The following is a 25,907-nucleotide window of genomic DNA, read 5'->3' on the forward strand; positions in this document are numbered from 1 at the left end:
AAAGAGTTTGCAATACATCGCATAATCGGCTGTGGACAAAAACGGGCGAACAATATGCGTGCGGACAGCCTGCCGAACCGTCACTTCCCTTGTGAGGCAACGGAATTGGGGACCCGTCTCGAATGGGCTCGAACAAGTCGGGGAAACATCGCCATGACGCGCACGGCATAACTCGGGAGAGTGGCCGCTCGGACGATTGCGCGAGATGGATTTCGCTAACGCGCGATGCGGATGCGGACCGTCCCGCCGGACGATGGGGATTCGGATTCGGCCGAGCGCCAGCCCTCGTCGGCCTCGTCCGCGCTCCAGACGCTGCCGCCGAACGAGACCTCCGCGATACGCAGTTCCTCCGCCTTGGCCACCGCCCAGTGGGCCAGCTCCCAGCCGCGACGGTCCGCGCCGCCGGTGCCCGCCGCCCTCGTGGCGCTCACCGGAATCATCAGTTCGGCCGACTGCGGAGCCCCTGCCCGGCCCTTGCCGCCGACCGCGGGGAGGACCTCAGGACCGAAGGAGCGCACCAGTTCTGAGCGGACCTTCGCCGGGTCGCCGGTCTTGGTGGAGGGCGCCGCCGTGCAGGTCAGGGAGGCGGACGAGCGGCCGGTCAGCGCCGCGGAGAGGAGCGAGGCGTCCGGCTCGTGCTTCGCGTACGCCTGCGGGAAGCCGCTGCGCTGGACGCGCTGCGCCGCCTCCGTCAGCGGCAGCCGCGAGTAGCCCGGCACCTTGGCCAGGTGGTCGTAGAACGCCCCGGCCGAGAAGACCGGGTCGAGGATCTGCCGCGCGCTGCCCCAGCCCTGGGAGGGACGCTGCTGGAAGAGCCCGAGCGAGTCCCGGTCGCCGTGGCGGATGTTGCGCAGCGCCGACTCCTGCAGCGCCGTCGCCAGCGCGATGGTGACCGCGCGCTCCGGCATGCCACGGGTCGTGCCCACCGCGGAGATCGTGGCGGCGTTGGCGGCCATCTCCGGGCTGAGTTCGTACGACGTACCCGCGCCGGGGCCGTCGCCTTCACCGGTGTGCACCCGGCAGCGCGGCGCGCCGCCGCCGCTCTCGTACTGCACGGCCACGTACGCGACCAGCGCCAGCAGCACGGCGAGCGCAGCCGCGTTACGGAGGGAGCGGCCGCGCCGGACGGGGGAGGCGGTCTTGGTCACGCCGCCCACCGTACTGGAGCCCCCGGGCGGGCGGGCCGGGCACCTCGGACCACGGCCCGCAGGGGGTGCCCGTGCGGGACGCTAGGGTCGGAGCCATGCCCGAAACCGCGTTTGACCTCACCCTTGACGGCCCGGCTCTCACCGCACGGCTCATCGACTTCCCGTCGGTCAGCGGTGACGAGAAGCCCCTCGCCGACGCGATCGAGGACGCGCTGCGCGCCCTGCCCCACCTCACCGTCGACCGGCACGGCAACAACGTCGTCGCCAGGACGAACCTGGGGCGCGCCGAGCGGGTCGTCCTGGCCGGTCACATCGACACCGTGCCGATCGCGGACAACGTCCCCTCCCGGCTGGACGAGAACGGCATCCTGTGGGGCTGTGGCACCTCGGACATGAAGTCGGGCGTCGCCGTCCAGCTGCGGATCGCCGCGACCGTTCCCGAGCCCAACCGCGACCTCACCTTCGTGTTCTACGACAACGAGGAGGTCGCCGCTCACCTCAACGGTCTCGGGCATGTGGCCGACGCCCATCCCGACTGGCTCACGGGTGATTTCGCCGTACTCCTGGAGCCCTCCGACGCTCAGGTCGAAGGCGGCTGCCAGGGCACGCTGCGGGTGCACCTGCGCACGACCGGGGAACGCGCACACTCCGCGCGCAGCTGGATGGGATCCAACGCCATCCACGCCGCCGGTCCGATCCTGGCCCGGCTGGCCACGTACGAGCCGCGGCGCCCGGTGATCGACGGGCTCCGGTACCACGAGGGCCTCAATGCCGTCGGGATCGAGGGCGGTGTCGCCACGAACGTCATCCCCGACGAGTGCACCGTGGTGATCAACTACCGCTACGCACCGGACCGGACCATGGCGGAGGCGGAGGCTTATGTCCGCGAGTACTTCGCGGACTGCGGGGTCGCCGAGTTCATCGTGGACGATCACACGGGCGGGGCGCTGCCCGGGCTGTCGCACCCGGCGGCCGCGGCCTTCATGGAGGCCGTCGGCGGATCGGCACAGCCCAAGTTCGGCTGGACCGACGTCTCGCGGTTCAGCGCGCTGGGCGTTCCCGCGGTCAATTACGGCCCCGGCGACCCGCTCTTCGCCCACAAGCGGGACGAGCACGTGGCCATCGACAGGATCACCCACTGCGAGGAGCGGCTCCGCGACTGGCTCACCACCTGAGGCCACGCATCCGGACCTCCGCGTGCCCGACCTCCGGAATTTCGCTCTTGTCCACCTGCTTCGACCTACCCTGACCTGGAACGAGCACCGCAGCGGAGGGAGCAGGTCATGGGCAACCCCGACGAAGCACGGCGGCCGGAGGAACAGCGGCTGGGTCCGGTGCTGCGCCGCAGAGAGCAGATCCAGCCCGGCACCACGGACCAGCGCCTGCTGGACACCGAAGGCGACTCCGAATGGGTGCACACCGATCCCTGGCGGGTCATGCGCATCCAGTCGGAGTTCGTCGAGGGCTTCGGCGCACTCGCCGAACTGCCCAGCGCGATCAGCGTCTTCGGCTCCGCGCGGACCGCGCCCGGCACATCCGAGTACGAGGCGGGAATCCGTATCGGCAGGGCTCTCGTCGAGGCCGGCTTCGCGGTGATCACCGGGGGCGGGCCGGGGGCGATGGAGGCCGCCAACAGGGGCGCACGGGACGCCAAGGGCATCTCCGTAGGGCTCGGGATCGAGCTGCCCTTCGAGCAGGGGCTCAACCCGCACGTCGACATCGGCGTGAACTTCCGGTACTTCTTCGTCCGCAAGACGATGTTCGTCAAGTACGCGCAGGGCTTCGTCGTCATGCCCGGCGGGTTCGGCACGCTGGACGAGCTCTTCGAGGCCCTCACCCTCGTCCAGACCCGCAAGGTGACCCGCTTCCCGATCGTGCTCTTCGGCTCGGCGTACTGGTCGGGCCTGGTCGACTGGCTGCGTGACACCGTGGTCGCCCAGGGCAAGGCGTCCGAGCGTGACCTGCTGCTCTTCCACGTCACGGACGACGTGGACGAGGCGGTCGCCCTGGTCACGAAGGAGACGGGGCCGCCTGCGCCGGTCGCTTACGAGGGCTTCGAGGCCTGAGACCCCCGCCCGGCCCGGCCCCGGACCTCGGCCCGGGGCCAGGCCGGGACCGATGCCGACGGTGGAGGGGGGCGAGGTCAGGCCAGTCCCCGGCGGGCGACCGCCGGGGGCCGGTGCCCGGCGATCGAGGCCACCATGTCCAGCACCTGGCGGGTCTCCGCGACCTCGTGCACCCGGTAGACCTGGGCACCGAGCCACGCCGACACCGCGGTCGTCGCGAGCGTGCCGATCACCCGCTCCTTCACCGGGCGGTCGAGCGTCTCGCCCACGAAGTCCTTGTTCGACAGCGACACCAGCACCGGCCAGCCCGTGTCCACCATCTCGCCGAGCCGCCGGGTCGCCTCCAGCGAGTGCCGGGTGCTCTTCCCGAAGTCATGGCCGGGGTCGATGAGGATCCCGTCCCGGCGCACGCCGAGCTCCGCCGCCCGCTCCGCCAGTCCGGTCGTCACCCGCAGGATGTCCGCCATCACGTCGTCGTACGCGATCCGGTGCGGCCGCGTCCTCGGCTCCGCCCCGCCCGCGTGCGTACAGACCAGGCCCACGCCGTAGCGTGCCGCCACCTCGGCCAGCTTCGGGTCGACCCCGCCCCAGGCGTCGTTCAGCAGATCGGCGCCCGCCTCGCAGACCGCCGCCCCCACGTCGTGCCGCCAGGTGTCCACACTGATCACCACGTCCGGGAAGCGCCTGCGTACCTCGGCGACGAAGCCGACCGTACGACGCGCCTCCTCCTCGGCCGTCACCTCCTCACCGGGACCGGCCTTCACCCCACCGATGTCGATGATGGCGGCTCCCTCGGACACCGCCTGCTCGACACGGGCGAGAGCGGGCTCGTCACGGAACGTGGCGCCCTGGTCGTAGAAGGAGTCCGGGGTCCGGTTCACGATCGCCATGATCACCGGCTCGTGCGCGCCGAATTCGCGTCGCCCCAGCCGCAGAGTCCCGTCGTGCATCCCCTGCATCCGCTGTTTCCTCCTCGCGATCGGTCGCCTGCGACCTTAACTGTCGGTGGCGCATGGCACGATCGGCGGAGGACGGTTTCCTGCTCCGGGGAGAGGCGCGCGCTGTGTTCTGGTTCTTGCTGATCGCGATGGTCGTGGTGATCGCCGCGGTCACTCTCGCGGTGGTCGGTGGCGGAGAGACCGCGGTCCTCCCCGAGGTGGCGCCCGAGCGGCTCGTGGACCCGCTGCCGGTGACACGCCCGGTGGGCCGCGCCGATGTCGAGGCGCTGCGCCTGCCCGTGACGGCGCGCGGCTACCGCATGGCGGACGTCGACGAGGTGCTCGGCCGGCTGGGTGCGGAGCTCGCGGAGCGGGACGCGCGGATCGCCGAGCTGGAGTCGATGCTCGCCGGGCGGCAGGCGACGGCGGTCGGCCCGCCGGAGCTGTTCGACAAGCGGCCCGAGGACGAGCCGAAGGAGCGGCCCGGGTTCTTCGACAAGGGGCCGGAGCCGGGCGAGGAGCAGGAGCGATGAGCGGCGGTGCCGTGGCGGGGCCGGACGGGCGGCTGCGCTGCCCCTGGGGCCTGTCCACCGAGGACTACGTCGCGTACCACGACGAGGAGTGGGGCCGGCCGGTCCACGGGGACGACGCGCTGTTCGAGCGGCTGGCGCTGGAGGCGTTCCAGTCCGGGCTCTCCTGGATCACGATCCTGCGCCGCCGCGAGGGCTTCCGTCAGGCGTTCGCCGACTTCAGGATCGCGTCGGTGGCGGCCTTCACCGACGCCGACAAGGAGCGCCTCCTCGCCGACCCCGGCATCATCCGCAACCGCTCGAAGATCGAGGCGACCGTCTCCAACGCCCAGGTGCTCTCCGGCTGGCCGGCGGGCGAGCTCGACGCGCTGATCTGGTCGTACGCGCCGGATCCGGCCGGGCGGCGGGCGCCGCGCACGATCGCGGACGTCCCGGCGGTCACGGACGAGTCCACGGCCCTCTCCAAGGACCTCAAGAAGCGCGGGCTGCGCTTCATCGGCCCCACGACGGCCTATGCGCTGATGCAGGCGTGCGGCCTGGTCGACGACCATCTGGAGGGCTGTACGGCCCGCAGGGCGACACCGGCGGCCTGACGCCCGCGTCGCCCCGTCTCCGCCGCGTCCCCGCGTCCGCCGCCGGTCACGGCCCGCCGGGGACCACGGCCGTGGCCGGCCGTGGTCGGCGGCGCCGCCTACCGGCCGAGGTACTGCGGCTTCTCCTTGGCGATGAAGGCCCGTACGGCGATCTCGTGGTCCTCCGAGGCGCCGGCTCGGGTCTGGAGCTCGTCCTCCTTGTCGAGCGTCTCGGCCAGCGAGTGACCGGAGCCGTACGCGAGGGACTCCTTGATCGCCGCGTAGGCCAGGGTCGGGCCCTCGGCCAGCGCCCGGGCGACGGCCGCCGCCTCGGCCGTCAGGTCGTCGGCGGGCACGAGCTTGTTCACGATGCCCAGCTCGTACGCCTCCTGCGCGGTGATCGAGCGCGGGAAGAGCAGCAGGTCCGCGGCACGGCTCGGGCCGATCAGCCGCGGCAGCATCCAGGAGACCCCGGAGTCGGCGGTCAGCGCGACCCCGGCGAACGACGTCGTGAACTTCGCGGAGTCGGCGACGACGCGGTAGTCCGCGGCCAGGGCGAAGCCCATCCCGGCGCCCGCGGCGACCCCGTTCACCCCCGCCACCACCGGCTTCGGCATCTCGGTGATGGCCCGCACGATGGGGTTGTAGTGCTCGCGCACGGTGTTCATGGTGTGGCTGGTGCCCGACTCCTTGTCGGACATCAGCAGTGAGACGTGCTCCTTGAGGTCCTGGCCCACACAGAAGGCGCGGCCCGTCGCCGTCAGCAGTACCGCGCGTACGCCCGTGTCCGCGGCGGCGGCCAGCAGGGCGTCCCGGAGGGCGATCTTGGCCTCGACGTTCATCGCGTTCATGGCCTCGGGCCGGTTGATCGTGATCGTCGCGAGTCCGTCGCTCACCTCGTACAGCACGGTGTCCGCCATGGCAGGGTCCCCTTCGCACCTCGGGCAGTGATGTCGAGCCCAGCATGGCGGAGATCGCGTAGGGCCGACATACGCACCGGTATGTGACCTGCGTCAAAGAAATTTACGCTGTCGGATCGGTGCCTGAGAGTGGCGCGAGGGCGAAGTATCGCAGGCGGATCCCCGAAATGAGTGGTTTTGCGAAAGCGCGTTGCGCAAGCGATGCCGACTGATGTTGGTCATCGGGTCCCGCGATGCGGGATAATGGCTGGGAAGCAATGTGTTCGATGCCGGTGACGTGTGCCCACCCAGGGGGCCGTCGGTGACGATGAGCTGGTTTCAGGAAGGGGAACGAGCATGGCGGCCATGAAGCCGCGGACGGGCGACGGCCCGCTCGAGGTGACCAAGGAGGGGCGGGGCATCGTCATGCGCGTTCCGCTCGAAGGCGGCGGTCGGCTTGTCGTCGAGCTGACTCCGGACGAGGCAGACGCCCTCGGCGACGCCCTCAAGAAGGTCGTCGGCTGACAGCGGAAGCGCCCACACCTTTCTGTGCTGCCCCGGCTCGGTATGACGCTGAGCCGGGGCAGTGCCGTGTCCGCGTCGTGCCGGCCGGGCCGAGAAGGCCGTAGTTCGCGGCGGTCAGCCGCGGCGCACCGCGCACAGCAGGCCGTCGCCCACCGGCAGCAGCGACGGCAGCAGCTCCTGGCTCTCCCGCACCGTGCGCAGCAGCTCCCGCACCCGCAGTACCTCGCCGGGCTGGGCCGCCGAATCGACCGTGCGGCCGTCCGCGAAGACGCCTTCGAAGCAGACGAGGCCGCCGGGTCTCAGTAGGCGCAACGATTCAGCTAGGCATTCCAGCGACTCCATGCGGTCGCCGTCGCAGAAGACGAGGTCGTATCCGCCGTCGGCGAGCCGCGGCAGTACGTCCAGTGCGCGGCCGGGAATGAAACGCGCCCGGTTCGCCGCGAAGCCGGCGGCTCGGAAGGCCTCCCGGGCGAACTGCTGCCGCTCCGGCTCGGGGTCGACCGTGGTCAGCACGCCGTCCGGCCGCATGCCCTGCAGCAGATAGATCCCGGAGACTCCGGTGCCCGTGCCGATCTCCGCCACCGCCTTGGCGCCCGCCGTCGCGGCCAGTAGCCGCAGCGCGGCACCGGTACCCGGCGACACCGAGGGCAGCCCTGCCTCCCGGGCCCGCTCACGGGCCCAGCGCAGTGCTTCGTCCTCGGCGACAAAGGCGTCGGCGAACGCCCAGCTCGTCTGCCGGTTGGCGGTAATGACCCTCTCCTGTCCCCGTAGTTGGCGCAACCGTGACTGTATCCGCTGCACCCGGGAACCCGCAGATGGGACCGGGCGTTGTGCAAGAGCAGGGGGAAAGGTGTGGACGCGCGCCACCCGTTCCCAAATTCGCGTAAAGATTCTTATCCGGAGCTAACGGGCGAGGTGGCTATGGTAGGGGCTCCACTGGACACCACCAGAGCCGACAGGGGAGGTGCGGCTGCGCCTGTGGATCGGAGAGGGCTGCTGAGGCGCCTTCTCGGGTCGGCGGGTGAGCCGAAATCCGTGACCGACACCGCTGACGCCCGTTCCAGCCAGGCCGACTCCGTGCCCACCGCGACCTTCGCACCGGATGCGGAATCGCAGGCGTGGACCCCTCCCTCCTGGGAGGACATCGTCAGCACGCACAGCGGTCGGGTCTACCGTCTCGCCTACCGTCTGACCGGAAACCAGCACGACGCGGAGGACCTCACCCAAGAGGTCTTCGTCCGTGTCTTCCGCTCCCTGTCGACCTACACGCCGGGGACCTTCGAGGGCTGGCTGCACCGCATCACCACCAACCTGTTCCTGGACATGGTCCGCCGCAAGCAGCGCATCCGCTTCGACGCCCTTGGTGACGACGCGGCCGAGCGGCTGCCCAGCCGTGAGCCGTCCCCGCAGCAGGTCTTCCACGACACCCACTTCGACGCCGACGTCCAGCAGGCACTGGACACCCTCGCGCCCGAGTTCCGCGCCGCCGTGGTGCTCTGCGACATCGAGGGCCTCTCGTACGAGGAGATCGCGGCCACGCTCGGCGTCAAGCTCGGCACCGTCCGGAGCCGGATCCACCGCGGCCGGTCCCATCTGCGCAAGGCCCTGCAGCACCGCTCTCCGGAGGCGCGTGCCGAGCAGCGCGCGCTCGCGGGCGTGGCCGGGGAGGGCGGGACGGCGTGAGCAGCATCAGTCCCACCCCCGCGGAGCAGCATCTGGGGGACCGGCTCGCTGCCCTGGTGGACGGCGAGCTCAAACACGACGTGCGCGATCGCGTCCTCGCGCATCTCGCGACCTGTGCCAAGTGCAAGGCCGAGGCCGATGCACAGCGCCGGCTGAAGAGCGTCTTCGCCACGGCCGCCCCGCCGCCACCCTCCGAGGGTCTGCTCGCACGGCTGCAGGGGCTGCCGGCGGGACCGCCCGGAGGTGATGACGACGGGCGGGGAGGCCCGTTCGGCCGGGGGCGTCCCACCGATGGCGTCTTCGGTATGACCCCGGAGAACTTCGGATTCGTACCGGGCGGGCACGGTCTGCCCGACGGCGGTCCCGGTTCGGGGTTCCGCATTCACGACGTGGGGCGCCAGGAGGCGGAGCGCTCCCTGTGGCGCGGACGCAGGTTCGCGTTCGCTGCCGCCAGCGCCGTGTCCTTCGCGGCCATCGCCCTCGGCGGGACGCTGCCGCTCGCCACCACCGGCGACGCCACGGCCCGCGGGGACAACCGCGGCAACAATGTGACACCGCTGCGCGCGCAGACCCCGGCCGGCACGGGCGCGGAAGCGAACCGCCGCCGCGGCGGGGCCACCGGGCTGAGCGGCATGAGCAGCACTCCGGCGGTTGCGGTGGCTCCGCAGACGCTGGCCCATGCACAGCCGCTGTCCCATCCGTTCGCCGCGCAGCCGCTGCTGGCCGGCGGCTCCTCACCGTCGTTGATACGGCCCACGGGCTCGGCGTTCCAACTGGCCACGGCCCCCGGCCCGACCGCGTCCGGCACTCCGCTGCCCAGCAGGCTCGCGGCCCCGACCCGGCGCTGATCCACCGCGGTCGTTCGCAGGTGGCCGGGCGGGCTGTGGGACACCACTCGTAAACCTGGTTGAATCCAGGGACGGGGTGCCCGGCGGGGCGCACGAACCGGCCAGTAGCGGGGAGAGCATGGAGAACGGGAAGCCGACGGGTCCCAAGCCGAAGTGGTGGAGCCGGCCGGCCCGCCCCGAACCGTCGTCGGTGACCGACGCGGTGGCGACGGCCGACACGCCCGACGCCGTACATGACGCCGGACCCGGACCGGACACCGTGCGGCACGGCGCACAGGTCGTGGCACCGGCCGCTCCGGTCGACGACCAGGCGGAATACCCCCTGGCAGCACCCGCGCCCGCACCCGCATCGGTGCCGGACGCACAGCCGCAGGCCCCGGAGCCGGAAGCCTCCGTCGAGGAGCAGCCGCACGCCCCGGAGCCGGACGCCTCCGTCACGGAGCAGCCGCACCCGCAGCCGGCGGGTGACGGCTGGACGGACCCGGCCGACCCGGTGCCGCACGGCCGTGACGGCCTCCCGGCGGGTGACCGTACGGACGGCGGCGTACGGCCGTTGCACGAGCCCGACGAGTACCGCACGCCTCCCTACGGCGGCCCCGGCCCGTGGGCGCCGGCCCCGCCCGTGCAGCGGCCCGGGGGCGGGACGCCACCGCCGTACCCCTCAGGTGGCGAGTACGCGGCACCGGCGCCGGGGCCCACGACCGCCCCACCCGCCCCCGCGCCCGTACCGGTGCAGTGGAGCCAGTACGACCCCTGGAGCTCGCCCGGCGTGGCGCTCACACAGCCCGGAGAGCCCCGCAGGAAGAAGGCCCGGCGTGGCATGGCCTTCGTCGGCGCACTGCTCTTCGCGCTGCTCGCCGGAGTGCTCGGCGGCGGTGTCGGCGCCTACCTCGAACGCAACGGCGGGATCAGCACCGTCGAGCTGCCGCAGTCCGGCGCCGAGGACTCCGGCCGGGCCCCGGACAGCATCGCCGGTATCGCCGCCAGCGCCCTTCCCAGCGTGGTCACGCTGCACGTCAGCGGCAGCGGCGAGCAGGGCACGGGCACCGGGTTCGTCCTGGACGCGCAGGGCCACATCCTCACCAACAACCATGTGGTCGACCCCGCCGGCAGCTCCGGCGACATCTCCGTGACCTTCAGCGGCGGCGAAACCGCCCGCGCCACCCTCGTCGGCAAGGACAGCGGCTACGACCTCGCCGTCGTCAAGGTCACCGGCGTCTCCGGGCTCAGGCCGCTGCCGCTGGGCAACTCCGACAACGTCCGGGTCGGCGATCCCGTCGTCGCCATCGGCGCGCCCTTCGATCTGCAGAACACGGTGACCGCCGGAATCATCAGCGCCAAGGAGCGCCCGATCACCGCCGGTGGCGAGAAGGGCGACGGCAGCGACGTCAGCTACGTCGACGCGCTGCAGACCGACGCCCCGATAAACCCCGGGAATTCGGGTGGCCCGCTCGTGGACTCCAAGGCGCGGGTCATCGGCATCAACAGCGCGATTCGCGCCGCGGACAGCGCGCCGGGCCCCGATGGAGGCGCCGGTCAGTCCGGTTCCATCGGCCTCGGCTTCGCCATTCCGATCAACCAGGGCAAGCGGGTCGCCGAGGAGCTGATCAACACCGGCAAGGCCACCCACCCCGTGATCGGCGTCAGCCTCGACATGCAGTACTCGGGCGACGGCGCGCGCGTCGGCGAGAAGGGCAAGGACGGTGCCGCGTCCGTCACCGCGGGCGGGCCGGCCGCCAAGGCCGGTGTCCGTCCCGGCGACGTCATCACCAAGGTCGACGGCCAGCGTGTGCACAGCGGCGAGGAACTCATCGTCAAGATCCGTGCGCACCGCCCCGGTGACCGCCTGGAACTCACGCTCACCCGCAACGGCAAAGAGCAGACCAAGACGCTGACGCTCGGTTCGTCCACGGGCACGTGACGGACACCCCGGAGGTACCGCGGGGACAGATTCGCCGGGTACCGTGGAGCCGGCCACTCGTCCCTGCGCTGCGGGCACGGGGAACAAGAACACGAGGAGCAACAAGGTGTTCAATGACATAGGTGCACTCGAGCTCGTGACGCTCGTTGTCCTCGCCGTGCTCGTCTTCGGCCCGGACAAGCTGCCCAAGGTCATCCAGGACGCCTCGCGCTTCATCCGCAAGGTCCGGGAATTCTCCGACAACGCGAAGCACGACATCCGCAGCGAACTGGGCCCCGAATTCAAGGACTTCGAGTTCGAGGACCTGAATCCCAAGGCCTTCCTCAGGAAGCAGCTGAACGAGAACGATGATCTCAAGGAGATCCGCAGCAGCTTCGACCTGAAGAAGGAGATGAACGACGTCGCGGACGCGGTGCACGGCAGGGAGTCCGGAGACTCCTCGGTGCCGGCGGCGGTCAACGGATCGCCGGGCACCACCGCACCGGATCTGGTCAAGAAGCGCGAAAAGCCCGATCAGGGCGAGCGCCCGCCGTTCGACGCAGACGCCACCTGAGTGCCCCCGACCGCCACCAATCCCTACGAGCCGGTGCGAGGTGGCTATCCTCCATCTGTCCGGAATAGAGGACGCCCGCGGGGGGCGGGCCGTTCCGGGCCTTGGTGATCAAGGAGGCGGCCGGACAGATGGAGACCACGAGTCGGGCAGGGGCGCAGGGTTCGCCCAGCACGTCCACAGCTGAGGGGGTGCCCGCGGCCCGGCCTACGGTCGACGGCTATCTGCGGGCCCCGTTCCCCTGGTACGGACTGGACGAGGCCTTCACCGCGCAGCGCTGGCTGATGCAGGTCGGCACCGACGCGGACGGTGCGGTGCAGCACGGGTCCATGGGGCACGGCGACGAGCCGTCGATAAAGTCCGACGCGGCCGGTGCGGAGAAGGAACGCTTCGCCGTGGTCGTGACGGTCGCCGCGAGCCCGGTACGGCGCAGCGGCGACGGTACGGGTGTCCTGGACGCCACGACGGTCTCATCGGCCGCCTGGCTGGCCGGCTCGGGCCTGCTCGCGTACACCTGGCCCGCGCAGCTCGACCACGTGCTGCGGGACGACTGGCTGGCCCAGCAGACGGAGACCGCGTTCGAGCTCGCGGACGATCTGGACGGCTCGGCCTGGTCCGAGCTGTCGCTGCCGGTGGACGGGGTGCCGATGCCCTTCCACTACCGGGAGTCGGAGTTCGGGTGGGTGCTGGCCGGGTCCGCCGGGAACGGGGTGCACATCGGGGCCTACGGGCGCGGTATGAGCGCGTACGGGCTCGGCTTCGCGGTGGTGCAGGACCTCGGGGCGTACGCCTAGACGCACGAAGGGCACCGTTCACACGGAACGGTGCCCGTTCGGCTCTGCGCGCGGGTGCGCACCCTTCGGCCGGGACGACCCCACTGTCGGCCAGGGCCTCGTCGCTCGGGCCGCGTTGCGACCTGTCGCGGCGCTCAGACCTCGTGCCGCGGCCCGGACCTCGTCGCGCGGGTCAGAACTTGTTGCGCGGGGTGATGCCCAGGCTCATGCCCGCGAGGCCGCGCTGGCGGCCGCCGAGCTTGCCGGCGATGGCACGCAGGGCCGAGCCGGCAGCGGAGTCGGGGTCGGTGAGGACGACGGGCTTGCCCTCGTCGCCGCCTTCGCGGAGCCGGACGTCGATCGGGATCTGGCCCAGGACCGGGACCGTGGCCCCCGTTGTCTTCGTCAGGCCCTCGGCGACCATCTGGCCGCCGCCCGTGCCGAAGACGTCGACCATCTCGTCGCAGTGCGGGCACGGCAGGCCCGACATGTTCTCGACGACGCCGACGATCTTCTGGTGGGTCTGGACGGCGATCGAGCCCGCACGCTCCGCGACCTCCGCCGCGGCCTGCTGCGGGGTGGTGACGACCAGGATCTCCGCGTTCGGCACCAGCTGCGCCACGGAGATCGCGATGTCACCGGTGCCCGGCGGCAGGTCGAGCAGCAGGACGTCCAGGTCGCCCCAGTAGACGTCCGCGAGGAACTGCTGCAGAGCGCGGTGCAGCATCGGCCCGCGCCACACCACCGGCGCGTTGCCCGGTGTGAACATGCCGATCGAGATGACCTTCACGCCGTGCGCGGACGGCGGCATGATCATGTTCTCGACCTGGGTGGGACGGCCGTCGGCGCCGAGCATGCGCGGCACGCTGTGGCCGTAGATGTCGGCGTCGACGACCCCGACCTTCAGACCGTCGGCCGCCATCGCCGCCGCCAGGTTCACGGTCACGGAGGACTTGCCGACGCCGCCCTTGCCGGACGCCACCGCGTACACCCGGGTCAGCGAGCCGGGCTTGGCGAACGGCACCTCGCGCTCGGCTGTCGTGCCGCGCAGCGAGGACGCGAGCTCACGGCGCTGCTCGTCGCTCATCACGTCCAGTGCGACATCGACGCGGGTGACGCCCTCGACGCCGGAGACGGCGTCCGTGACGCGCTGGGTGATGGTCTCGCGCATCGGGCAGCCGGAGACGGTGAGGTAGACCGTGACGGCGACCGTGCCGTCGTTTCCGATCTCCACCGATTTGACCATGCCCAGGTCGGTGATCGGCTTGTTGATCTCGGGGTCGTTCACCGTCGCCAGTGCTTCGCGCACCGCGTCTTCCGTAACCATACGGACGATGGTACGGCGCCGGATCGAGCCCCGGGGGCCCCTGTCGGCGGTCGCCTTCGTCACGTCCGGGCCGGCCCTCGGACGGGAATAGAGCGGGCGATGCCGGACGTCATCTCCTGCGCGGACCCGACGCCGCTCACTCCGGGGCATGAGGACGCGACCGGGGCGCCGTCGAGCGGGTCGTCCGCCGCCGTGCCGAGCGCCTCCGCGGAAGCGAATTGCTCCGGAACGCCACTGTTCAGCGGCTTCAGGACGGCCCGTACCGTTCCATGCCGTCGCCGCCCGGGGTCCGGACGGCTCCCTTCCGGAGAGCCTCCGCACCTTGGGTACGCTGCGGTCTGCCACCCCCACGCGTATGAGAGGCAGTGCGCTCGTGACCGCTCTCCCCCCGGGCCCGGCCGCCCGTGCCCGCCGGGCCGCGCTCCCCGTCGCGCTGTGCGCGGCGCTCGCCGCAGCCGTCACCGGATGCGGCGGCGAGGACCCGGACGCGGGGACGAACGGCGTCGGCAAACTGGAGGCGCCCGCCATCGAGGCGAAGGCCAAGGCGGCGGCGGACGGGGCGGACTCGGTACGCCTGGCGGGCACGCTGGTGTCCAAGGGCGGCACGTACAAGCTGAACATGCGGCTGAAGAAGGCCGGCGGAATCGGCTCGGTCACCTCGAAGAACTCGACGTTCGAGCTGCTGCGTGTCGAGGACGCGCTCTACCTCAAGGCGGACGCGGACTTCTGGGCCACAGCGGACTCGGACGGCAAGGGCGGCGCATCCAAGCCGCCGGGCGAGGAGGACGAGACCGCTGCGAACAAGCTCGACGACATGTACGTGAAGATCCCCGACGACGATCCCGCCTACAAGCAGCTGCGCGGCTTCACCGACATGGATGTGCTGCTCGACGGGCTGCTGGGGCTGCACGGAAAGCTCAGCAAGGGCGACCGCGACTCGATCGAGGGCGTACGCACGATCAAGATCCTGGGCGGCGACGGCAACGGCGGATCGCTCGACGTCTCGCTGGAGGGCACCCCCTACCCGCTGCAGTTCGCCCGGGCGGGCGGCGCGGGTGTGCTCACGCTCGCGGACTGGGGTGAGGACTTCGCCCTCGAAGCCCCTTCGAAGGAGGAGACGGTCGACTACGGCCGTCAGCTTCCCCGTACGAGCGACTGACCCGGAGTACGAGCGACCGACACGGAGCCCGCGCCACGCCGGCCGTCCTGTCCAGATCAGTTCTTGCGGCGCCGGCGCAGCAGGAGCCGGGGCAGGGCCGCCGGGACGGGCCGGCGGGTGGTCGCCGGGCTGGGCAGCGGCACGGCGGAGAGCGAGTCCTGAGGATGCACCGTGGTCGACTCGCGCGGCTCCAGCCGCAGCACCCGGCACTCCTGCGCCCAGCGCTCGGTGATCCGCTCGCCGTCCGGCGCGTTGAGCCGCTTGCCCTTCAGCTCGGCGACCGCGGCCTCCCACGCCTCGGAGCCGGGCGGCAGCTCGGTCACCGCGGCGGTCCAGGCCACCAGCCGGCCGCCCTTGTCCTTGCTGCGCACGGTGATCTCGGCGGTCGAGCCGTCGACGAGCTCCGGCAGCGGCTGCTCACCGGGCCCGTCCCCGACGACATGCGCGGCGCCCTCGTGCCACACATGCCACAGGGCACGGGCCGGTCCGCTGCCGCGCACCCAGATGAGGCCCGACTTCTTGGTGGCCTCCTCGACGAGGGCCCGGCCGAGCAGAGAATCGTCGCCGGGCGCAACGTCGTTGCCGAGAGGAGCGTCGTTCATGCCCGCAGCCTATTAGAGCCAGCCGTTGCGCTTCAGCGTGCGGTGAATGGTGAGACAGATCCCGACGATGCCGACGAGCACCATGGGATAGCCGTACCTCCAGTGCAGCTCCGGCATGTGGTCGAAGTTCATGCCGTAGATGCCGCAGACCGCCGTCGGTACGGCGATGATCGCGGCCCACGACGTGATCTTGCGCATGTCCTCGTTCTGGGCGACCGTCGCCTGCGCCAGGTTGGCCTGGAGGATCGAGTTCAGCAGCTCGTCGAACCCGATGACCTGCTCCTGCACCCGGGCCAGGTGGTCGGCGACGTCGCGGAAGTACTTCTGGACCTCGGGGTCGACCAGCCGCATCGGGCGCTCGCTCAGCAGCTGCATCGGCCGCAGCAGCGGGGTCACCGCCCGCTTGAACTCCAGCACCTCACGCTTGAGCTGGTAGATCCGTCCGGTGTCGGTGCCGCGCGTGCTGCCCTTCGACGGCGCGGAGAAGACGTCGATCTCGATCTCGTCGATGTCGACCTGAACGGCGTCCGCGACCGCGATGTAGCCGTCCACGACATGGTCGGCGATGGCGTGGAGCACCGCCGACGGGCCCTTGGCGAGCAGCTCCGGATCCTCCTGCAGCCGGTGCCTCAGGTTGCGCAGCGAGCCCTGTCCGCCGTGCCGGACGGTGATCACGAAGTCAGGCCCGGTGAAGCACATCACCTCGCCGGCCTCGACGACCTCGCTGGTCGCCGTCAGTTCGGCGTGCTCGACGTAGTGGATGGTCTTGAAGACCGTGAAGAGCGTGTCGTCGTACCGCTCCAGCTTGGGCCGCTGGTGGGCGTGCACGGCGTCCTCGACGGCCAGCGGGTGGAGCCCGAACTCGGCCGCGATGCCGGAGAACTCCTCCTCGGTCGGCTCGTGCAGCCCGATCCACGCGAATCCGCCGCCCTCGCGCACCCGCAGCATCGCCTCGTGCGGGTTGAGGCAGGCCTCGTCCTTGACCCGCTCGCCGTCGCGGTAGACGGCGCAGTCCACGACCGCGCTGGAGGCCGAGGGGTCACGGGTCGTGTCGTAGGCACCGTACGCGCTGTACGGGCCGCTGCTCTTGCGCAGCGTGGGGCGGACCGCTTCGCGCAGGTCACGGATCATCGACATGGCAGGCTCCTTCACGGAGAGGCCGCCGGTGCGTGGCGTGGCACAGCCCGGAATGAGGACGTGTCTCGATACGTCCGCAAAGCGGGCGGCACCGCGGGACGCGGCGACGGCGTTTCGCTACAGACAGTCAGGCAGGGAAGACGTGCTCTTCCGTCATGCGCGGTGCCATGGATCCGACGGTGCGGAGAACCCTCAGCGATTCGAGGAGAGGAGTCGCGCGGAAGAGCTGTTGGTACTGCACGGTCGACTTCGATCCACCGCAGCCCCACCTCCTCCGGCCGGTCCCCCGTGGGGGATGACGTGTCGTCGGGAACTCGAGAACAATGCTTTCGGCATGTTGTCCCGAACAGGCGGCCAAGCCTATCAGCCGACAGCGGGTCAACTTCGTCCTTTGCCCGTTCCTGATGCGATCTATGCTCGCGGGATGGGAGAAGTTCTTGCTCTGGTCGAGGCCCGGCTGCGCAGCGCGCTCGGCGAACCGGACGCGCGCGCCGCGGTGACCTTCGTCGGCACGGACCGGATCGAGGTGCTCCGGTTCATCGACGGGGACATCGTCCGGTACGCCACGCTGGGCATGTCCGCCCAGCCGATGACCGACCCCGAGGACATGCTCGCCGACCCGGTGAAGGGGCCGCGCGCGGAGCTGGTCCTGTCGGTGCGCGCCGGGCTCGTCGACACCGACAAGGTGCTGCGTCCGCTCGCCGTCCTGGCCTCGTCTCCGCAGGTCGAGGGGGTCATCGTGGCGCCCGGCAACTCCATGGACGTGGGTGGGCCGCTGTGGCCCTCCGCGCCGTTCTCGTCGGTCCTGGTCGCCGAGTCCGGCGGGCTCGTCGAGGATCTGGAGCTCGACGCGCCCATGGACCCGGTGCGCTTCCTGCCGCTGCTGCCGATGACGCAGAACGAGGCCGCGTGGAAGCGGGTGCACGGTGCGGCGCAGCTCCAGGAGCGCTGGCTGACGCAGGGCACGGACCTGCGCGATCCGTTGCGCAGGCCCGTTTCCCTGGCGTGACCACAGCCGTCGTGCGCCGTCGTTGAAGTGACGTATCTCATGGCCGAGTTGATCGGGTGGGGCGAGCCGGCCCGGGCGGACCGTAGGGCGAGCCGACCGAGGTGGGGCGGTCGGGCGAGTCGGCCGAGGGCCGGGGAGCCGGCCCACGCGCGCCGGCGGACGCAGGCCCGCGCGGGTCAGTCGGCGAAGACCGCGACTCCGTCCCGCGTCGCGTGGACCGGCTTCGGCTCCGTCGTCTCGTGGACGAGCGACGCCCGCCGCGCCCACACGACGCCCGCGCCGCACACCGCCGCGATCCCGGCCACCACGAACGGCATATGGACGTTGCTCCACTCCTCGATCTTCGGCGCCAGGAACGGCGCAGCGGCCGCCGCGAACCAGCGGACGAAGTTGTAGCCCGCGCTCGCCACCGGGCGCGGGGCGTCACAGACGCCGAGCGCCAGCTCCGTGAAGACGGTGTTGTTCACGCCGATGAGCGCCCCGGACAGCACGGTGCAGACGACGGCCGTGGTGTGGTCGCCGTACCCGAGCACCACCACGTCCACGGAGAGCAACAGCAGCGAGCCGCCCAGCACCCTGAGCGAGCCGTACCGCTTCTGCAGCCGCGGCGCGACCAGCACCGAGAAGACCGCGAGCAGTACGCCCCAGGCGAAGAAGACCGCTCCGGACCGGTACGGAGACATGTTCAGCACGAACGGGGTGAAGGCCAGCACGGTGAAGAAGGCGTAGTTGTAGAAGAACGCCGAGGCGGCGACCGACGCGAGCCCGCCGTGGCCGAGCGCCTTGAGCGGGTCGAGCAGTGAGGTCCTGGCGGCGGGCTTCGGCTGTTCCTTGAGGAAGACCGCGGTGCACAGGAAGCCGATGGCCATCAGGGCCGCGGTCCCGAAGAACGGATAGCGCCAGCTCGCGTTGCCGAGCACGGCGCCGACGAGCGGCCCGCAGGCCATGCCGAGACCGAGCGCCGACTCGTAGAGCAGGATCGCCGCCGTGCTGCCCCCTGTGGCCGCGCCGACGATGACGGCGAGCGCGGTCGACACGAAGAGGGCGTTGCCGAGGCCCCAGCCGGCCCGGAAGCCGACGAGCTCGCCGACCGAGCCCGACATGCCGGAGAGCGCGGCGAAGACGACGACCAGCACCAGGCCCGCGAGGAGCGTCCTGCGGCCGCCGATGCGGCTGGACACGAAGCCGGTGACCAGCATCGCGACGGCCGTGATCAGGAAGTACGAGGTGAACAGCAGGGAGACCTGGCCGGCCGTGGCGTCCAGGCCCTTGGCGATGGAGGGCAGGATCGGGTCCACCAGGCCGATGCCCATGAAGGCGACGACGGACGCGCCGGCCGTGGCCCAGACGGCTTTCGGCTGACGCAGGATGCCGCCCCCGCCCCCGCCGACTCCGCCGGCCGTCGCCTCCGCTCCAGTTCCTCCTTCCGCGCCATCCCGTCGTTCCTCCTCGCCGGCGAACGGATCCGCTGCGTGCATGGATGCTCCTCTGTCTCTCTCGTGAGGTCGTTGCTATATACAAACAATAAGTTAGGTTAGCTAATTAGTGCAAGTGGCATGTAGTTTTCCCTGCTGAGGTCGGGTGAAACCGCCGTGCGGGACGGGTGATCGTCCTTGACGCGGCGGCGGACGGGTAGGACCGTTGAGCGCTATGAGGGGCGAACCCAGTTGCCCGAAGTGTGGTGGCCGGGTCAGGGCGCCCGGTCTCTTCGCCGACACCTGGCAGTGCGATGTGCACGGTTCCGTGCATCCACTCCAGCCGGTGATCCCGCCGAGCGTCGAGGCCCTCAGCGTGGTGGTGGCTCGCGCCAAGGTGCCCGTGTGGATGCCCTGGCCGCTCCCCGTCGGCTGGCTCTTCACCGGCGTCGCGTACGCGGGCGACGACCGCAGCGGCGGCCGTGCCACCGCCGTCGCCTGCTCGGGGCCAGGGCCCCTGGGCGGTGTGGGGGAGCTGCTGCTGGTCGCCGAGGAGCTCGGCGTCGGTCTCGGCGCCCGCTTCGCCGGGATCGACGGGCCCGACCCGGGGCCGCACATGACCGTGGACATCTCGCCCCAGGCAAAGGTCCTCGCCACCGGACGGCCGACACCGCTCTGGCACGTCAACGACGCCCCCGAGGACCGCGCGGTGTTCGCGGGCGAGGCGCGGGGACTGTGGCTGTGGGCGATCGTCTGGCCCGAGTCGACCGGGCTGCTGATGTACGACGATCTGATACTGACCGATCTGCGGGAGGCCGGCTCGGAGGTGGAGCTGCTGCCGTGCGGCGCGCTCTCGCCGCGACTGCTGTCGTGACGGTGTGGGTGACGACGCGAGCGTGACGGTGTGGGTGACGACGCGAGGTCCGGTGACGGTACCGGCACCCGTGGGGCGGGGGACGTGACGGTGTTCACCTGACGCGGTGGTCCGGGCGGTGTGCGCGCCGCCGTTACGATTGAGCGTCGCCCTGTCCGCCCCGAGCCCTGGAGTCATGCGTCGTGCGCGTCGATCTGCACACCCACTCCACGGCATCCGACGGCACGGACACCCCGGCCGAGCTGGTGCGCAACGCGGCGGCAGCCGGACTCGACGTCGTCGGGCTGACCGACCACGACACCGTGGGCGGATACGCCGAGGCGATCGCCGCACTGCCCGCGGGCCTCACCCTCGTGACCGGCGCCGAGCTCTCCTGCCGCGTCGACGGTGTGGGTCTGCACATGCTGGCGTACCTCTTCGACCCCGAGGAGCCCGAGCTGGCGCGCGAGCGCGAGCTGGTGCGGGACGACCGGGTGCCGCGCGCCCAGGGCATGGTCGCCAAGCTCCAGGAGCTGGGGGTGCCCGTCACCTGGGAGCAGGTGGCCCGGATAGCCGGCGACGGATCCGTCGGCCGGCCGCATGTGGCCTCCGCGCTCGTCGAGCTCGGCGTCGTGCCCGACGTGTCCGCGGCCTTCACGCCCGACTGGCTCGCGGACGGCGGACGGGCGTACGTCGAGAAGCACGAGCTCGACCCCTTCGACGCCATCCGTCTGGTCAAGGCGGCAGGCGGTGTGACCGTCTTCGCGCACCCGCTCGCCGTCAAGCGCGGAGCGGTCGTACCCGAGGCCGCCATCGCCCGGCTGGCCGCGGCCGGCCTCGACGGCATCGAGGTCGACCACATGGACCACGACGAGCCGACTCGCGCCCGGCTGCGCGGGCTTGCCGCCGACCTCGGCCTGCTGCCCACCGGCTCCAGCGACTACCACGGCAGTCGCAAGACCTGCCGGCTCGGGGACTACACGACCGACCCGGAGATCTACGGCGAGATCACGCGCCGTGCGACCGGTGCGTTCCCGGTGCCCGGCACGGGCGGAACGCTCCGCTAGCCCGGCACCCGTGCGCGGCCCCTTCCGGTGCCTCGTTCCGTGGCCCTCCCAGGCGCCGCCGGTGCCCCTCGCAGGTGCGCGCGTCCCGGCGCGCCCGCGCATCCCCGCTTTCCTCAGTCCCCCGACACCCCTTCACCCCGCAAGGCCTCACTGTGTTCGACTTCGCCGTCTTCGGCTCCCTCTTCCTCACCCTTTTCGTGATCATGGATCCCCCCGGGATCACCCCGATCTTCCTCGCCCTCACCTCCGGACGCCCCGCCAAGGTCCAGCGGCGGATGGCCTGGCAGGCGGTCGCCGTGGCCTTCGGAGTGATCACCGTCTTCGGCCTCCTGGGCCAGCAGATCCTCGCGTACCTTCATGTCTCCGTCCCCGCGCTGATGATCGCGGGCGGTCTGCTCCTGCTGCTCATCGCGCTCGATCTGCTGACCGGCAAGACGGACGAGCCCCAGCAGACCAAGGACGTCAACGTGGCGCTCGTACCGCTGGGCATGCCGCTGCTGGCCGGGCCCGGTGCGATCGTGTCGGTCATCCTCGCGGTGCAGCACGCCTCCGGTGTCGGTGCGCAGATCTCGGTGTGGGCCGCGATCGTCGCGATGCACGTCGTGCTGTGGCTGACGATGCGCTACTCGCTGCTGATCATCCGCCTGATCAAGGACGGCGGTGTGGTGCTGGTGACCCGACTGGCGGGCATGATGCTGTCGGCGATCGCCGTGCAGCAGATCATCAACGGCGTCACCCAGGTGATCCAGGGTTCCTGATCGCGACCCCGGTCGCCGCACGGGCATGACGCCCCGTGTCCGCACAGCACTACGCCCCCGTACGGAACCGTTCCGTACGGGGGCGTCTCGCCACTGAGCGTTACGAAGCCGAGGCCTCGGCCGGGCGGATGTAGATGCGCTGGCCGATCGCGGCGGCCTGCTGGACCATCCGGTTCACGGAGGCGGCGTCCACAACGGTGCTGTCCACGGCGGTACCGTCGACATCGTCGAGTCGCATGATCTCGAAGCGCATAAAGGGCTCCTCTCTGGCCGTCTCTTCTGCTCTTCTCAACGAGATGCTGTCTGCAAACATTCCCTACGCTAAGGAAATTTTTTGGATGGCTAAGTACTGGCAGGCGGACCGCGGCCCGCTCACAATGGGGTCGTCATGAACGACGCAGAGTTCACCGAGATGAGCGCCCGCCTGGAGCGCACCAACGAGCTGCTCCAGCGCATGCTCGCCGAGGTCGCGAAGACCCCGTCCACCCACGCCATCTTCGTCGACGCCGGTTACGTCTATGCTGCGGCCGGGTTGCTGGTGACGGGCACCGAGGACCGCCGCTCCTTCGACCTCGACGCCGAAGGGCTCATCGAGGCGTTCATCGACAAGGCCCGCACCATCTTCGCGGACAGCCGGCTGCTGCGCGTCTACTGGTACGACGGTGCCCGGCGCCGCATCCACACGGTCGAGCAGCAGTCCATCGCCGAGCTGCCCGACGTCAAGGTCAGACTCGGCAACCTCAACGCCAACAACCAGCAGAAGGGCGTCGACTCCCTCATACGGACCGACCTGGAGTCACTCGCCCGGCACCGTGCCATCAGCGACGCGGCTCTCGTCGGCGGTGACGAGGACCTCGTCTCCGCGGTGGAGGCCGCCCAGGGGTACGGCGCACGGGTCCATCTGTGGGGCATAGAGGCGGGCGAAGGACGCAACCAGGCGGAGCCGCTGCTCTGGGAGGTCGACAGCCAGCGCACCTTCGACCTCGACTTCTGCAGGCCTTACGTCACCCGCAGGCCCGTCACGACGTACGAGGACGACAGCCCGCCGCCATCACGCGACGACGTCCGCTTCGTGGGCGCGCAGATCGCCGCCGCCTGGCTGGTCGAACGCGGCCGGGAGCCGATGGCGGAGCTGCTGCCGGGACACCCCTATCTGCCGGGCCCGGTCGACCAGGACCTGCTCATCGAGGCGGAGAAACTGCTGAAGCACTCCCTGCGGGGGTACGCGCATCTGCGCCGGGCCCTGCGGGACGGCTTCTGGCAGCACCTCCACGGTCAGTTCTGACGCCAGAAACCGACGAGCGCCTCGGCGGTCGCCGCCGGGCGGTCCGTGTTCGGTGAATGCTCGGCGCCCTCGATCACGGTGCGGCGCGCCCCGAGCCGTACCGCCATCGCGTCGAGCAGCGGCACCGGCCAGGTGTCGTCCCGCTCGCCCGACAGCACATGCACGGGCAGCTGCCGTACGGCGGCGAGCTCGTCGACCCGGTCCGGCTCGACGGTGAGCTGGTGACCGGTCGCCAGCAGCTGGGCCGGATTGTGGCGCAGCCAGCGGTGGCGCAGGTCCTCGCCGTTGACGTCGGCGTCCTCCGGCGGGTCCAGCGCCCGCATCGCCTCCCAGACCTGGCCCATGTCCATCACGGCGAGGGCGTCGCTCAACAGCTTGACCTTGTCCTGCTGAGCGGGGGAGATCCGGGCCGGGCCGGACGACATCAGCGTCAGCGAGCGAAACGGACGCGCGTCGAGGAGGACGGCGGCGCGGGCGATCTGGCCGCCGAGCGAATGCCCCACGAGATGGACGGGCGCGTCGCCGACCACCGCGGCCTGTGCGAGCACGTCCTGGGCCAACTCGGACTGAGCATAGGCCTGTTGGTCCGCCGGGCCGTCGCTCTCGTACTGCCCGCGGCCGTCGACGGCCACGGCACGGAAACCGGCCGCGGCCAGCGGCTCCAGCAACGCGATGAAGTCCTCCTTGCTCCCGGTGAACCCGGGCAGCAGCATCGCGGTGCCGTGCACCGGGCCGCTCGGTACGGCGTCCAGCACGGCGAAGTCCCCCCGGGCGGTGCGCAGGTGGTGACTGCGGGCGCAGGCGGGGGGCACGAAGGTGGGGGGCCGGCTCATGCGGGTGAGATTACCGGGGGCTTCACCGTCCCGGACCGTGGCGGGTCGGCCCCTGCCGCCAGCTGTGAGGGCGGGGCCGTTCGGGCTCGACTCCTCGGGGGCATCGCATCCCGGACGTGGTGACCCGACGCGAAGAGGCTCGTGGCCCCGGCCCTCCAGGCGCCGGACTTCGTCCCGGGAACGACCGAGGGCCCGCCTCCCCTGGTGGGGTGACGGGCCCTCAGCGAGCGGATCAGGCCTCCGGCTGGGCGGCCTTCACGCGAGTGCGGCGGCGGCGCGGCTTGGCCGGCTCCTCCGACGCGACCTCGGTGGCCACGGCCACGGCTTCGGTCTCGGTCTTCGGGGCGGTCGACGACGCGCGCGTACGGCGGCGGCGCGGCTTCGCGGCCTCCTCCGTGGGCGTGACGGCCTCGACAGCCGGGGCGGCCTCGGTCTCGGTAGCGCCCACGCGGGTGCGCCGACGGCGACGCGGTGTGCGGGGCTCCTCCGCGGTCTCCTCGGCGGTGGGAGCCGGAGCCGCGGTCTCGTCGCCCAGCGGCGTGCCGCTGCGCGTGCGCCGACGCTGACGCGGGGTGCGCGCCGGGCGCTCCTCCGTCTTCGTACGGGACGAGTCCGCCTTCGTACGGGAAGAGGAGCGTGCGCCACGGCCGCCCGGCTCGCCCAGGTCCTCCAGCTCCTCCGCGTCGAGACCGGCGCGGGTGCGCTCGGCCCGGGGGAGGACGCCCTTGGTCCCGGCGGGGATGCCGAGCTCCTCGAAGAGGTGCGGCGAGGTCGAGTACGTCTCGGCCGGGTCGGGGAACTTCAGGTCCAGCGCCTTGTTGATCAGCTGCCAGCGCGGGATGTCGTCCCAGTCGACCAGTGTCACGGCGGTGCCGGTCGCGCCCGCGCGGCCGGTGCGGCCGATGCGGTGGAGGTAGGTCTTCTCGTCCTCCGGCGACTGGTAGTTGATGACGTGCGTCACGCCCTCGACGTCGATGCCGCGCGCGGCGACGTCGGTGCACACCAGCACGTCGACCTTGCCGTTGCGGAACGCGCGCAGGGCCTGCTCGCGCGCGCCCTGGCCGAGGTCGCCGTGGACCGCGCCGGAGGCGAAGCCGCGCCGGGCGAGCTGGTCCGCGATGTCGGCGGCCGTGCGCTTGGTACGGCAGAAGATCATCGCGAGACCGCGGCCGTCGGCCTGCAGAATGCGCGAGACCATCTCCGGCTTGTCCATGGAGTGCGCCCGGTAGACGCGCTGTGTGATGTTCGCGACGGTCGCGCCCTGGTCGTCCGGCGCGGTCGCGCGGATGTGCGTGGGCTGCGACATGTAGCGCCGCGCGAGACCGATGACCGCGCCCGGCATGGTGGCCGAGAACAGCATGGTCTGGCGCTTGGCCGGAAGCAGCTGGATGATCTTCTCGACGTCGGGCAGGAAGCCCAGGTCGAGCATCTCGTCGGCCTCGTCGAGGACGAGCGCCTTGACGTGGGAGAGGTTCAGCTTCTTCTGGCCCGCGAGGTCGAGCAGCCGGCCGGGCGTGCCGACGACGACGTCGACGCCCTTCTTCAGGGCCTCGACCTGCGGCTCGTACGCACGGCCGCCGTAGATCGCGGTCACGCGGACGTTGCGCACCTTGCCGGCGGTCAGCAGGTCGTTGGTGACCTGCGTGCACAGCTCACGGGTGGGAACGACCACGAGCGCCTGCGGCGTGTCGGTCAGCTGCTCGGGCCTGGCCCGGCCCGCCTCGACGTCCACGGGGACGGTGACGCGCTCCAGCAGCGGAAGTCCGAAACCGAGGGTCTTGCCCGTGCCGGTCTTGGCCTGGCCGATGACGTCGGTGCCCGAGAGGGCGACCGGAAGGGTCATCTCCTGGATGGGGAAGGGGGTGATGATGCCGACGGCCTCGAGGGCTTCGGCGGTCTCGGGAAGGATCCCGAGCTCTCGGAAAGTCTTGGCCTGCGTAGTCAGGGTGTTGCCTCTTCTGTGAGACGCGGCGCGAGGCGAACGCTGGGGGTCTTACCGCACCTGGGTA

At 71.2% G+C, this 25,907-nt stretch carries 27 protein-coding genes; 16 read left to right on the forward strand and 11 right to left on the reverse strand.

The features are described 5' to 3' along the window. Positions 1 to 215: 215 nt before the first annotated feature. A complete protein-coding gene (locus tag ACIQMR_RS30070) occupies positions 216 to 1,157 on the reverse strand; it encodes a hypothetical protein (RefSeq protein ID WP_401393788.1) in 942 nt (313 codons plus the stop codon). 86 nt (positions 1,158 to 1,243) lie between these two features. Between ACIQMR_RS30070 and dapE the strand changes: the two genes are divergently transcribed. Both dapE and ACIQMR_RS30080 read left to right on the forward strand, forming a co-directional pair. Then, on the forward strand, positions 1,244 to 2,323 hold the full coding sequence (gene dapE, locus ACIQMR_RS30075) for a succinyl-diaminopimelate desuccinylase (RefSeq protein ID WP_401393791.1): 1,080 nt from the start codon (positions 1,244 to 1,246) through the stop codon (positions 2,321 to 2,323). 108 nt (positions 2,324 to 2,431) lie between these two features. Continuing rightward, positions 2,432 to 3,214, forward strand: a complete 783-nt coding sequence (locus tag ACIQMR_RS30080; protein WP_266382626.1) for a TIGR00730 family Rossman fold protein — start codon at positions 2,432 to 2,434, stop codon at positions 3,212 to 3,214. Between the two features lie 77 nt (positions 3,215 to 3,291). Here the strand turns inward: ACIQMR_RS30080 and folP are convergent, their stop codons facing one another. Then, on the reverse strand, positions 3,292 to 4,164 hold the full coding sequence (gene folP / locus ACIQMR_RS30085; RefSeq protein ID WP_266384413.1) for a dihydropteroate synthase: 873 nt from the start codon (positions 4,162 to 4,164) through the stop codon (positions 3,292 to 3,294). A gap of 62 nt (positions 4,165 to 4,226) precedes the next feature. Between folP and ACIQMR_RS30090 the strand changes: the two genes are divergently transcribed. Next, the gene (locus ACIQMR_RS30090) at positions 4,227 to 4,685 is read left to right on the forward strand and encodes a cell division protein DivIVA (RefSeq protein ID WP_401393795.1); all 459 of its coding nucleotides are present in this window, start codon (positions 4,227 to 4,229) and stop codon (positions 4,683 to 4,685) included. Beyond that, positions 4,682 to 5,275, forward strand: coding sequence for a DNA-3-methyladenine glycosylase I (locus tag ACIQMR_RS30095; RefSeq protein ID WP_401393798.1), 594 nt, complete (start codon positions 4,682 to 4,684; stop codon positions 5,273 to 5,275). Before ACIQMR_RS30090 ends, ACIQMR_RS30095 begins: the two co-directional genes overlap by 4 nt. 98 nt (positions 5,276 to 5,373) lie before the next feature. On the opposite strand, the gene ACIQMR_RS30100 is transcribed toward ACIQMR_RS30095, so the two are convergent. Beyond that, positions 5,374 to 6,174, reverse strand: a complete 801-nt coding sequence (locus ACIQMR_RS30100) for an enoyl-CoA hydratase/isomerase family protein (RefSeq protein WP_401393800.1) — start codon at positions 6,172 to 6,174, stop codon at positions 5,374 to 5,376. A gap of 336 nt (positions 6,175 to 6,510) precedes the next feature. Between ACIQMR_RS30100 and ACIQMR_RS30105 the strand changes: the two genes are divergently transcribed. Then, positions 6,511 to 6,678 (forward strand): DUF3117 domain-containing protein, encoded by a 168-nt coding sequence (locus ACIQMR_RS30105; protein ID WP_003966491.1) that lies wholly within the window; start codon positions 6,511 to 6,513, stop codon positions 6,676 to 6,678. Positions 6,679 to 6,792: 114 nt separating this feature from the next. Here the strand turns inward: ACIQMR_RS30105 and ACIQMR_RS30110 are convergent, their stop codons facing one another. Then, complete coding sequence (locus ACIQMR_RS30110) at positions 6,793 to 7,458, reverse strand: O-methyltransferase (protein WP_266382635.1); 666 nt, start codon at positions 7,456 to 7,458, stop codon at positions 6,793 to 6,795. A gap of 213 nt (positions 7,459 to 7,671) precedes the next feature. On the opposite strand from ACIQMR_RS30110, the gene sigE reads away from it, so the two are divergent. The 5 genes from sigE (at position 7,672) to ACIQMR_RS30135 (ending at position 12,474) form a co-directional block, all read left to right on the forward strand. Further along, the gene (gene sigE, locus ACIQMR_RS30115) at positions 7,672 to 8,361 is read left to right on the forward strand and encodes an RNA polymerase sigma factor SigE (RefSeq protein ID WP_385479595.1); all 690 of its coding nucleotides are present in this window, start codon (positions 7,672 to 7,674) and stop codon (positions 8,359 to 8,361) included. Beyond that, a complete protein-coding gene (locus ACIQMR_RS30120; RefSeq protein ID WP_401393803.1) occupies positions 8,358 to 9,209 on the forward strand; it encodes an anti-sigma factor family protein in 852 nt (283 codons plus the stop codon). The genes sigE and ACIQMR_RS30120 overlap by 4 nt, the downstream gene beginning before the upstream one ends. 118 nt (positions 9,210 to 9,327) lie before the next feature. Further along, on the forward strand, positions 9,328 to 11,130 hold the full coding sequence (locus ACIQMR_RS30125; RefSeq protein WP_401393806.1) for a trypsin-like peptidase domain-containing protein: 1,803 nt from the start codon (positions 9,328 to 9,330) through the stop codon (positions 11,128 to 11,130). Between the two features lie 106 nt (positions 11,131 to 11,236). After that, complete coding sequence (locus ACIQMR_RS30130; protein ID WP_401393809.1) at positions 11,237 to 11,683, forward strand: sec-independent translocase; 447 nt, start codon at positions 11,237 to 11,239, stop codon at positions 11,681 to 11,683. 128 nt (positions 11,684 to 11,811) lie between these two features. Next, the gene (locus ACIQMR_RS30135; protein WP_401393812.1) at positions 11,812 to 12,474 is read left to right on the forward strand and encodes a hypothetical protein; all 663 of its coding nucleotides are present in this window, start codon (positions 11,812 to 11,814) and stop codon (positions 12,472 to 12,474) included. 172 nt (positions 12,475 to 12,646) lie between these two features. Here ACIQMR_RS30135 and ACIQMR_RS30140 read toward each other — a convergent pair whose 3' ends face one another. After that, complete coding sequence (locus ACIQMR_RS30140; RefSeq protein ID WP_401393815.1) at positions 12,647 to 13,780, reverse strand: Mrp/NBP35 family ATP-binding protein; 1,134 nt, start codon at positions 13,778 to 13,780, stop codon at positions 12,647 to 12,649. Positions 13,781 to 14,153: 373 nt separating this feature from the next. Between ACIQMR_RS30140 and ACIQMR_RS30145 the strand changes: the two genes are divergently transcribed. After that, positions 14,154 to 14,939 carry a hypothetical protein gene (locus ACIQMR_RS30145; protein ID WP_401393817.1) on the forward strand — a complete coding sequence of 262 codons (786 nt, stop codon included), beginning with the start codon at positions 14,154 to 14,156 and terminating at the stop codon, positions 14,937 to 14,939. Between the two features lie 56 nt (positions 14,940 to 14,995). On the opposite strand, the gene ACIQMR_RS30150 is transcribed toward ACIQMR_RS30145, so the two are convergent. Continuing rightward, on the reverse strand, positions 14,996 to 15,541 hold the full coding sequence (locus ACIQMR_RS30150) for a hypothetical protein (protein ID WP_401393819.1): 546 nt from the start codon (positions 15,539 to 15,541) through the stop codon (positions 14,996 to 14,998). A gap of 12 nt (positions 15,542 to 15,553) precedes the next feature. Next, positions 15,554 to 16,678, reverse strand: a complete 1,125-nt coding sequence (locus tag ACIQMR_RS30155) for a magnesium and cobalt transport protein CorA (RefSeq protein WP_401393822.1) — start codon at positions 16,676 to 16,678, stop codon at positions 15,554 to 15,556. A 424-nt stretch (positions 16,679 to 17,102) separates the two neighbouring features. Here ACIQMR_RS30155 and ACIQMR_RS30160 point away from each other — a divergent pair, with 424 nt between their 5' ends. Continuing rightward, positions 17,103 to 17,687: a suppressor of fused domain protein gene (locus ACIQMR_RS30160; protein WP_401393825.1), complete on the forward strand. Its 585-nt coding sequence runs from the start codon at positions 17,103 to 17,105 to the stop codon at positions 17,685 to 17,687. Positions 17,688 to 17,863: 176 nt separating this feature from the next. Here ACIQMR_RS30160 and ACIQMR_RS30165 read toward each other — a convergent pair whose 3' ends face one another. After that, positions 17,864 to 19,165 (reverse strand): MFS transporter, encoded by a 1,302-nt coding sequence (locus ACIQMR_RS30165; protein WP_401393828.1) that lies wholly within the window; start codon positions 19,163 to 19,165, stop codon positions 17,864 to 17,866. Between the two features lie 172 nt (positions 19,166 to 19,337). Here ACIQMR_RS30165 and ACIQMR_RS30170 point away from each other — a divergent pair, with 172 nt between their 5' ends. The 3 genes from ACIQMR_RS30170 to ACIQMR_RS30180 all read left to right on the forward strand — a co-directional run bounded on the left by ACIQMR_RS30170 (position 19,338) and on the right by ACIQMR_RS30180 (position 21,780). Further along, entirely contained in the window at positions 19,338 to 19,976 is a 639-nt protein-coding gene (locus ACIQMR_RS30170) for a DUF6758 family protein (RefSeq protein ID WP_401393830.1), read from the forward strand. Between the two features lie 182 nt (positions 19,977 to 20,158). Continuing rightward, the gene (locus tag ACIQMR_RS30175) at positions 20,159 to 21,022 is read left to right on the forward strand and encodes a PHP domain-containing protein (protein ID WP_401393833.1); all 864 of its coding nucleotides are present in this window, start codon (positions 20,159 to 20,161) and stop codon (positions 21,020 to 21,022) included. Between the two features lie 152 nt (positions 21,023 to 21,174). Next, the gene (locus ACIQMR_RS30180; protein WP_401393836.1) at positions 21,175 to 21,780 is read left to right on the forward strand and encodes a MarC family protein; all 606 of its coding nucleotides are present in this window, start codon (positions 21,175 to 21,177) and stop codon (positions 21,778 to 21,780) included. Between the two features lie 100 nt (positions 21,781 to 21,880). Here the strand turns inward: ACIQMR_RS30180 and ACIQMR_RS30185 are convergent, their stop codons facing one another. Then, positions 21,881 to 22,033, reverse strand: coding sequence for a hypothetical protein (locus ACIQMR_RS30185; RefSeq protein WP_266382677.1), 153 nt, complete (start codon positions 22,031 to 22,033; stop codon positions 21,881 to 21,883). Positions 22,034 to 22,168: 135 nt separating this feature from the next. Between ACIQMR_RS30185 and ACIQMR_RS30190 the strand changes: the two genes are divergently transcribed. Beyond that, positions 22,169 to 23,065 carry an NYN domain-containing protein gene (locus tag ACIQMR_RS30190; protein WP_401393839.1) on the forward strand — a complete coding sequence of 299 codons (897 nt, stop codon included), beginning with the start codon at positions 22,169 to 22,171 and terminating at the stop codon, positions 23,063 to 23,065. Here ACIQMR_RS30190 and ACIQMR_RS30195 read toward each other — a convergent pair. Beyond that, complete coding sequence (locus tag ACIQMR_RS30195) at positions 23,056 to 23,898, reverse strand: alpha/beta fold hydrolase (protein WP_401393842.1); 843 nt, start codon at positions 23,896 to 23,898, stop codon at positions 23,056 to 23,058. The two genes, ACIQMR_RS30190 and ACIQMR_RS30195, sit on opposite strands and share 10 nt — an antisense overlap. Positions 23,899 to 24,130: 232 nt before the next feature. Then, positions 24,131 to 25,741 carry a DEAD/DEAH box helicase gene (locus tag ACIQMR_RS30200; RefSeq protein ID WP_401393845.1) on the reverse strand — a complete coding sequence of 537 codons (1,611 nt, stop codon included), beginning with the start codon at positions 25,739 to 25,741 and terminating at the stop codon, positions 24,131 to 24,133. Between the last annotated feature and the right edge of the window lie 166 nt (positions 25,742 to 25,907).

The sequence above is a fragment of the Streptomyces sp. NPDC091376 genome (genome assembly GCF_044757085.1).
In the GTDB taxonomy this organism is placed as follows: Bacteria; Actinomycetota; Actinomycetes; order Streptomycetales; family Streptomycetaceae; genus Streptomyces; species Streptomyces pratisoli.

Excerpts from the sequence above, each read along its gene's own strand:
- ACIQMR_RS30095 (WP_401393798.1), top strand. The coding sequence starts at position 4,682 with ATGAGCGGCGGTGCCGTGGCGGGGCCGGACGGGCGGCTGCGCTGCCCC.
- ACIQMR_RS30155 (WP_401393822.1), bottom strand. The coding sequence starts at position 16,678 with ATGTCGATGATCCGTGACCTGCGCGAAGCGGTCCGCCCCACGCTGCGC.
- ACIQMR_RS30165 (WP_401393828.1), bottom strand. The coding sequence starts at position 19,165 with ATGCACGCAGCGGATCCGTTCGCCGGCGAGGAGGAACGACGGGATGGC.
- ACIQMR_RS30170 (WP_401393830.1), top strand. The coding sequence starts at position 19,338 with ATGAGGGGCGAACCCAGTTGCCCGAAGTGTGGTGGCCGGGTCAGGGCG.
- ACIQMR_RS30185 (WP_266382677.1), bottom strand. The coding sequence starts at position 22,033 with ATGCGCTTCGAGATCATGCGACTCGACGATGTCGACGGTACCGCCGTG.
- ACIQMR_RS30140 (WP_401393815.1), bottom strand. The coding sequence starts at position 13,780 with ATGGTTACGGAAGACGCGGTGCGCGAAGCACTGGCGACGGTGAACGAC.
- ACIQMR_RS30105 (WP_003966491.1), top strand. The coding sequence starts at position 6,511 with ATGGCGGCCATGAAGCCGCGGACGGGCGACGGCCCGCTCGAGGTGACC.
- ACIQMR_RS30150 (WP_401393819.1), bottom strand. The coding sequence starts at position 15,541 with ATGAACGACGCTCCTCTCGGCAACGACGTTGCGCCCGGCGACGATTCT.
- ACIQMR_RS30125 (WP_401393806.1), top strand. The coding sequence starts at position 9,328 with ATGGAGAACGGGAAGCCGACGGGTCCCAAGCCGAAGTGGTGGAGCCGG.
- ACIQMR_RS30190 (WP_401393839.1), top strand. The coding sequence starts at position 22,169 with ATGAACGACGCAGAGTTCACCGAGATGAGCGCCCGCCTGGAGCGCACC.
- ACIQMR_RS30080 (WP_266382626.1), top strand. The coding sequence starts at position 2,432 with ATGGGCAACCCCGACGAAGCACGGCGGCCGGAGGAACAGCGGCTGGGT.
- ACIQMR_RS30195 (WP_401393842.1), bottom strand. The coding sequence starts at position 23,898 with ATGAGCCGGCCCCCCACCTTCGTGCCCCCCGCCTGCGCCCGCAGTCAC.
- ACIQMR_RS30200 (WP_401393845.1), bottom strand. The coding sequence starts at position 25,741 with ATGACCCTTCCGGTCGCCCTCTCGGGCACCGACGTCATCGGCCAGGCC.
- ACIQMR_RS30160 (WP_401393825.1), top strand. The coding sequence starts at position 17,103 with ATGGGAGAAGTTCTTGCTCTGGTCGAGGCCCGGCTGCGCAGCGCGCTC.
- ACIQMR_RS30090 (WP_401393795.1), top strand. The coding sequence starts at position 4,227 with ATGGCACGATCGGCGGAGGACGGTTTCCTGCTCCGGGGAGAGGCGCGC.
- dapE (WP_401393791.1), top strand. The coding sequence starts at position 1,244 with ATGCCCGAAACCGCGTTTGACCTCACCCTTGACGGCCCGGCTCTCACC.
- ACIQMR_RS30135 (WP_401393812.1), top strand. The coding sequence starts at position 11,812 with ATGGAGACCACGAGTCGGGCAGGGGCGCAGGGTTCGCCCAGCACGTCC.
- folP (WP_266384413.1), bottom strand. The coding sequence starts at position 4,164 with ATGCACGACGGGACTCTGCGGCTGGGGCGACGCGAATTCGGCGCGCAC.
- ACIQMR_RS30100 (WP_401393800.1), bottom strand. The coding sequence starts at position 6,174 with ATGGCGGACACCGTGCTGTACGAGGTGAGCGACGGACTCGCGACGATC.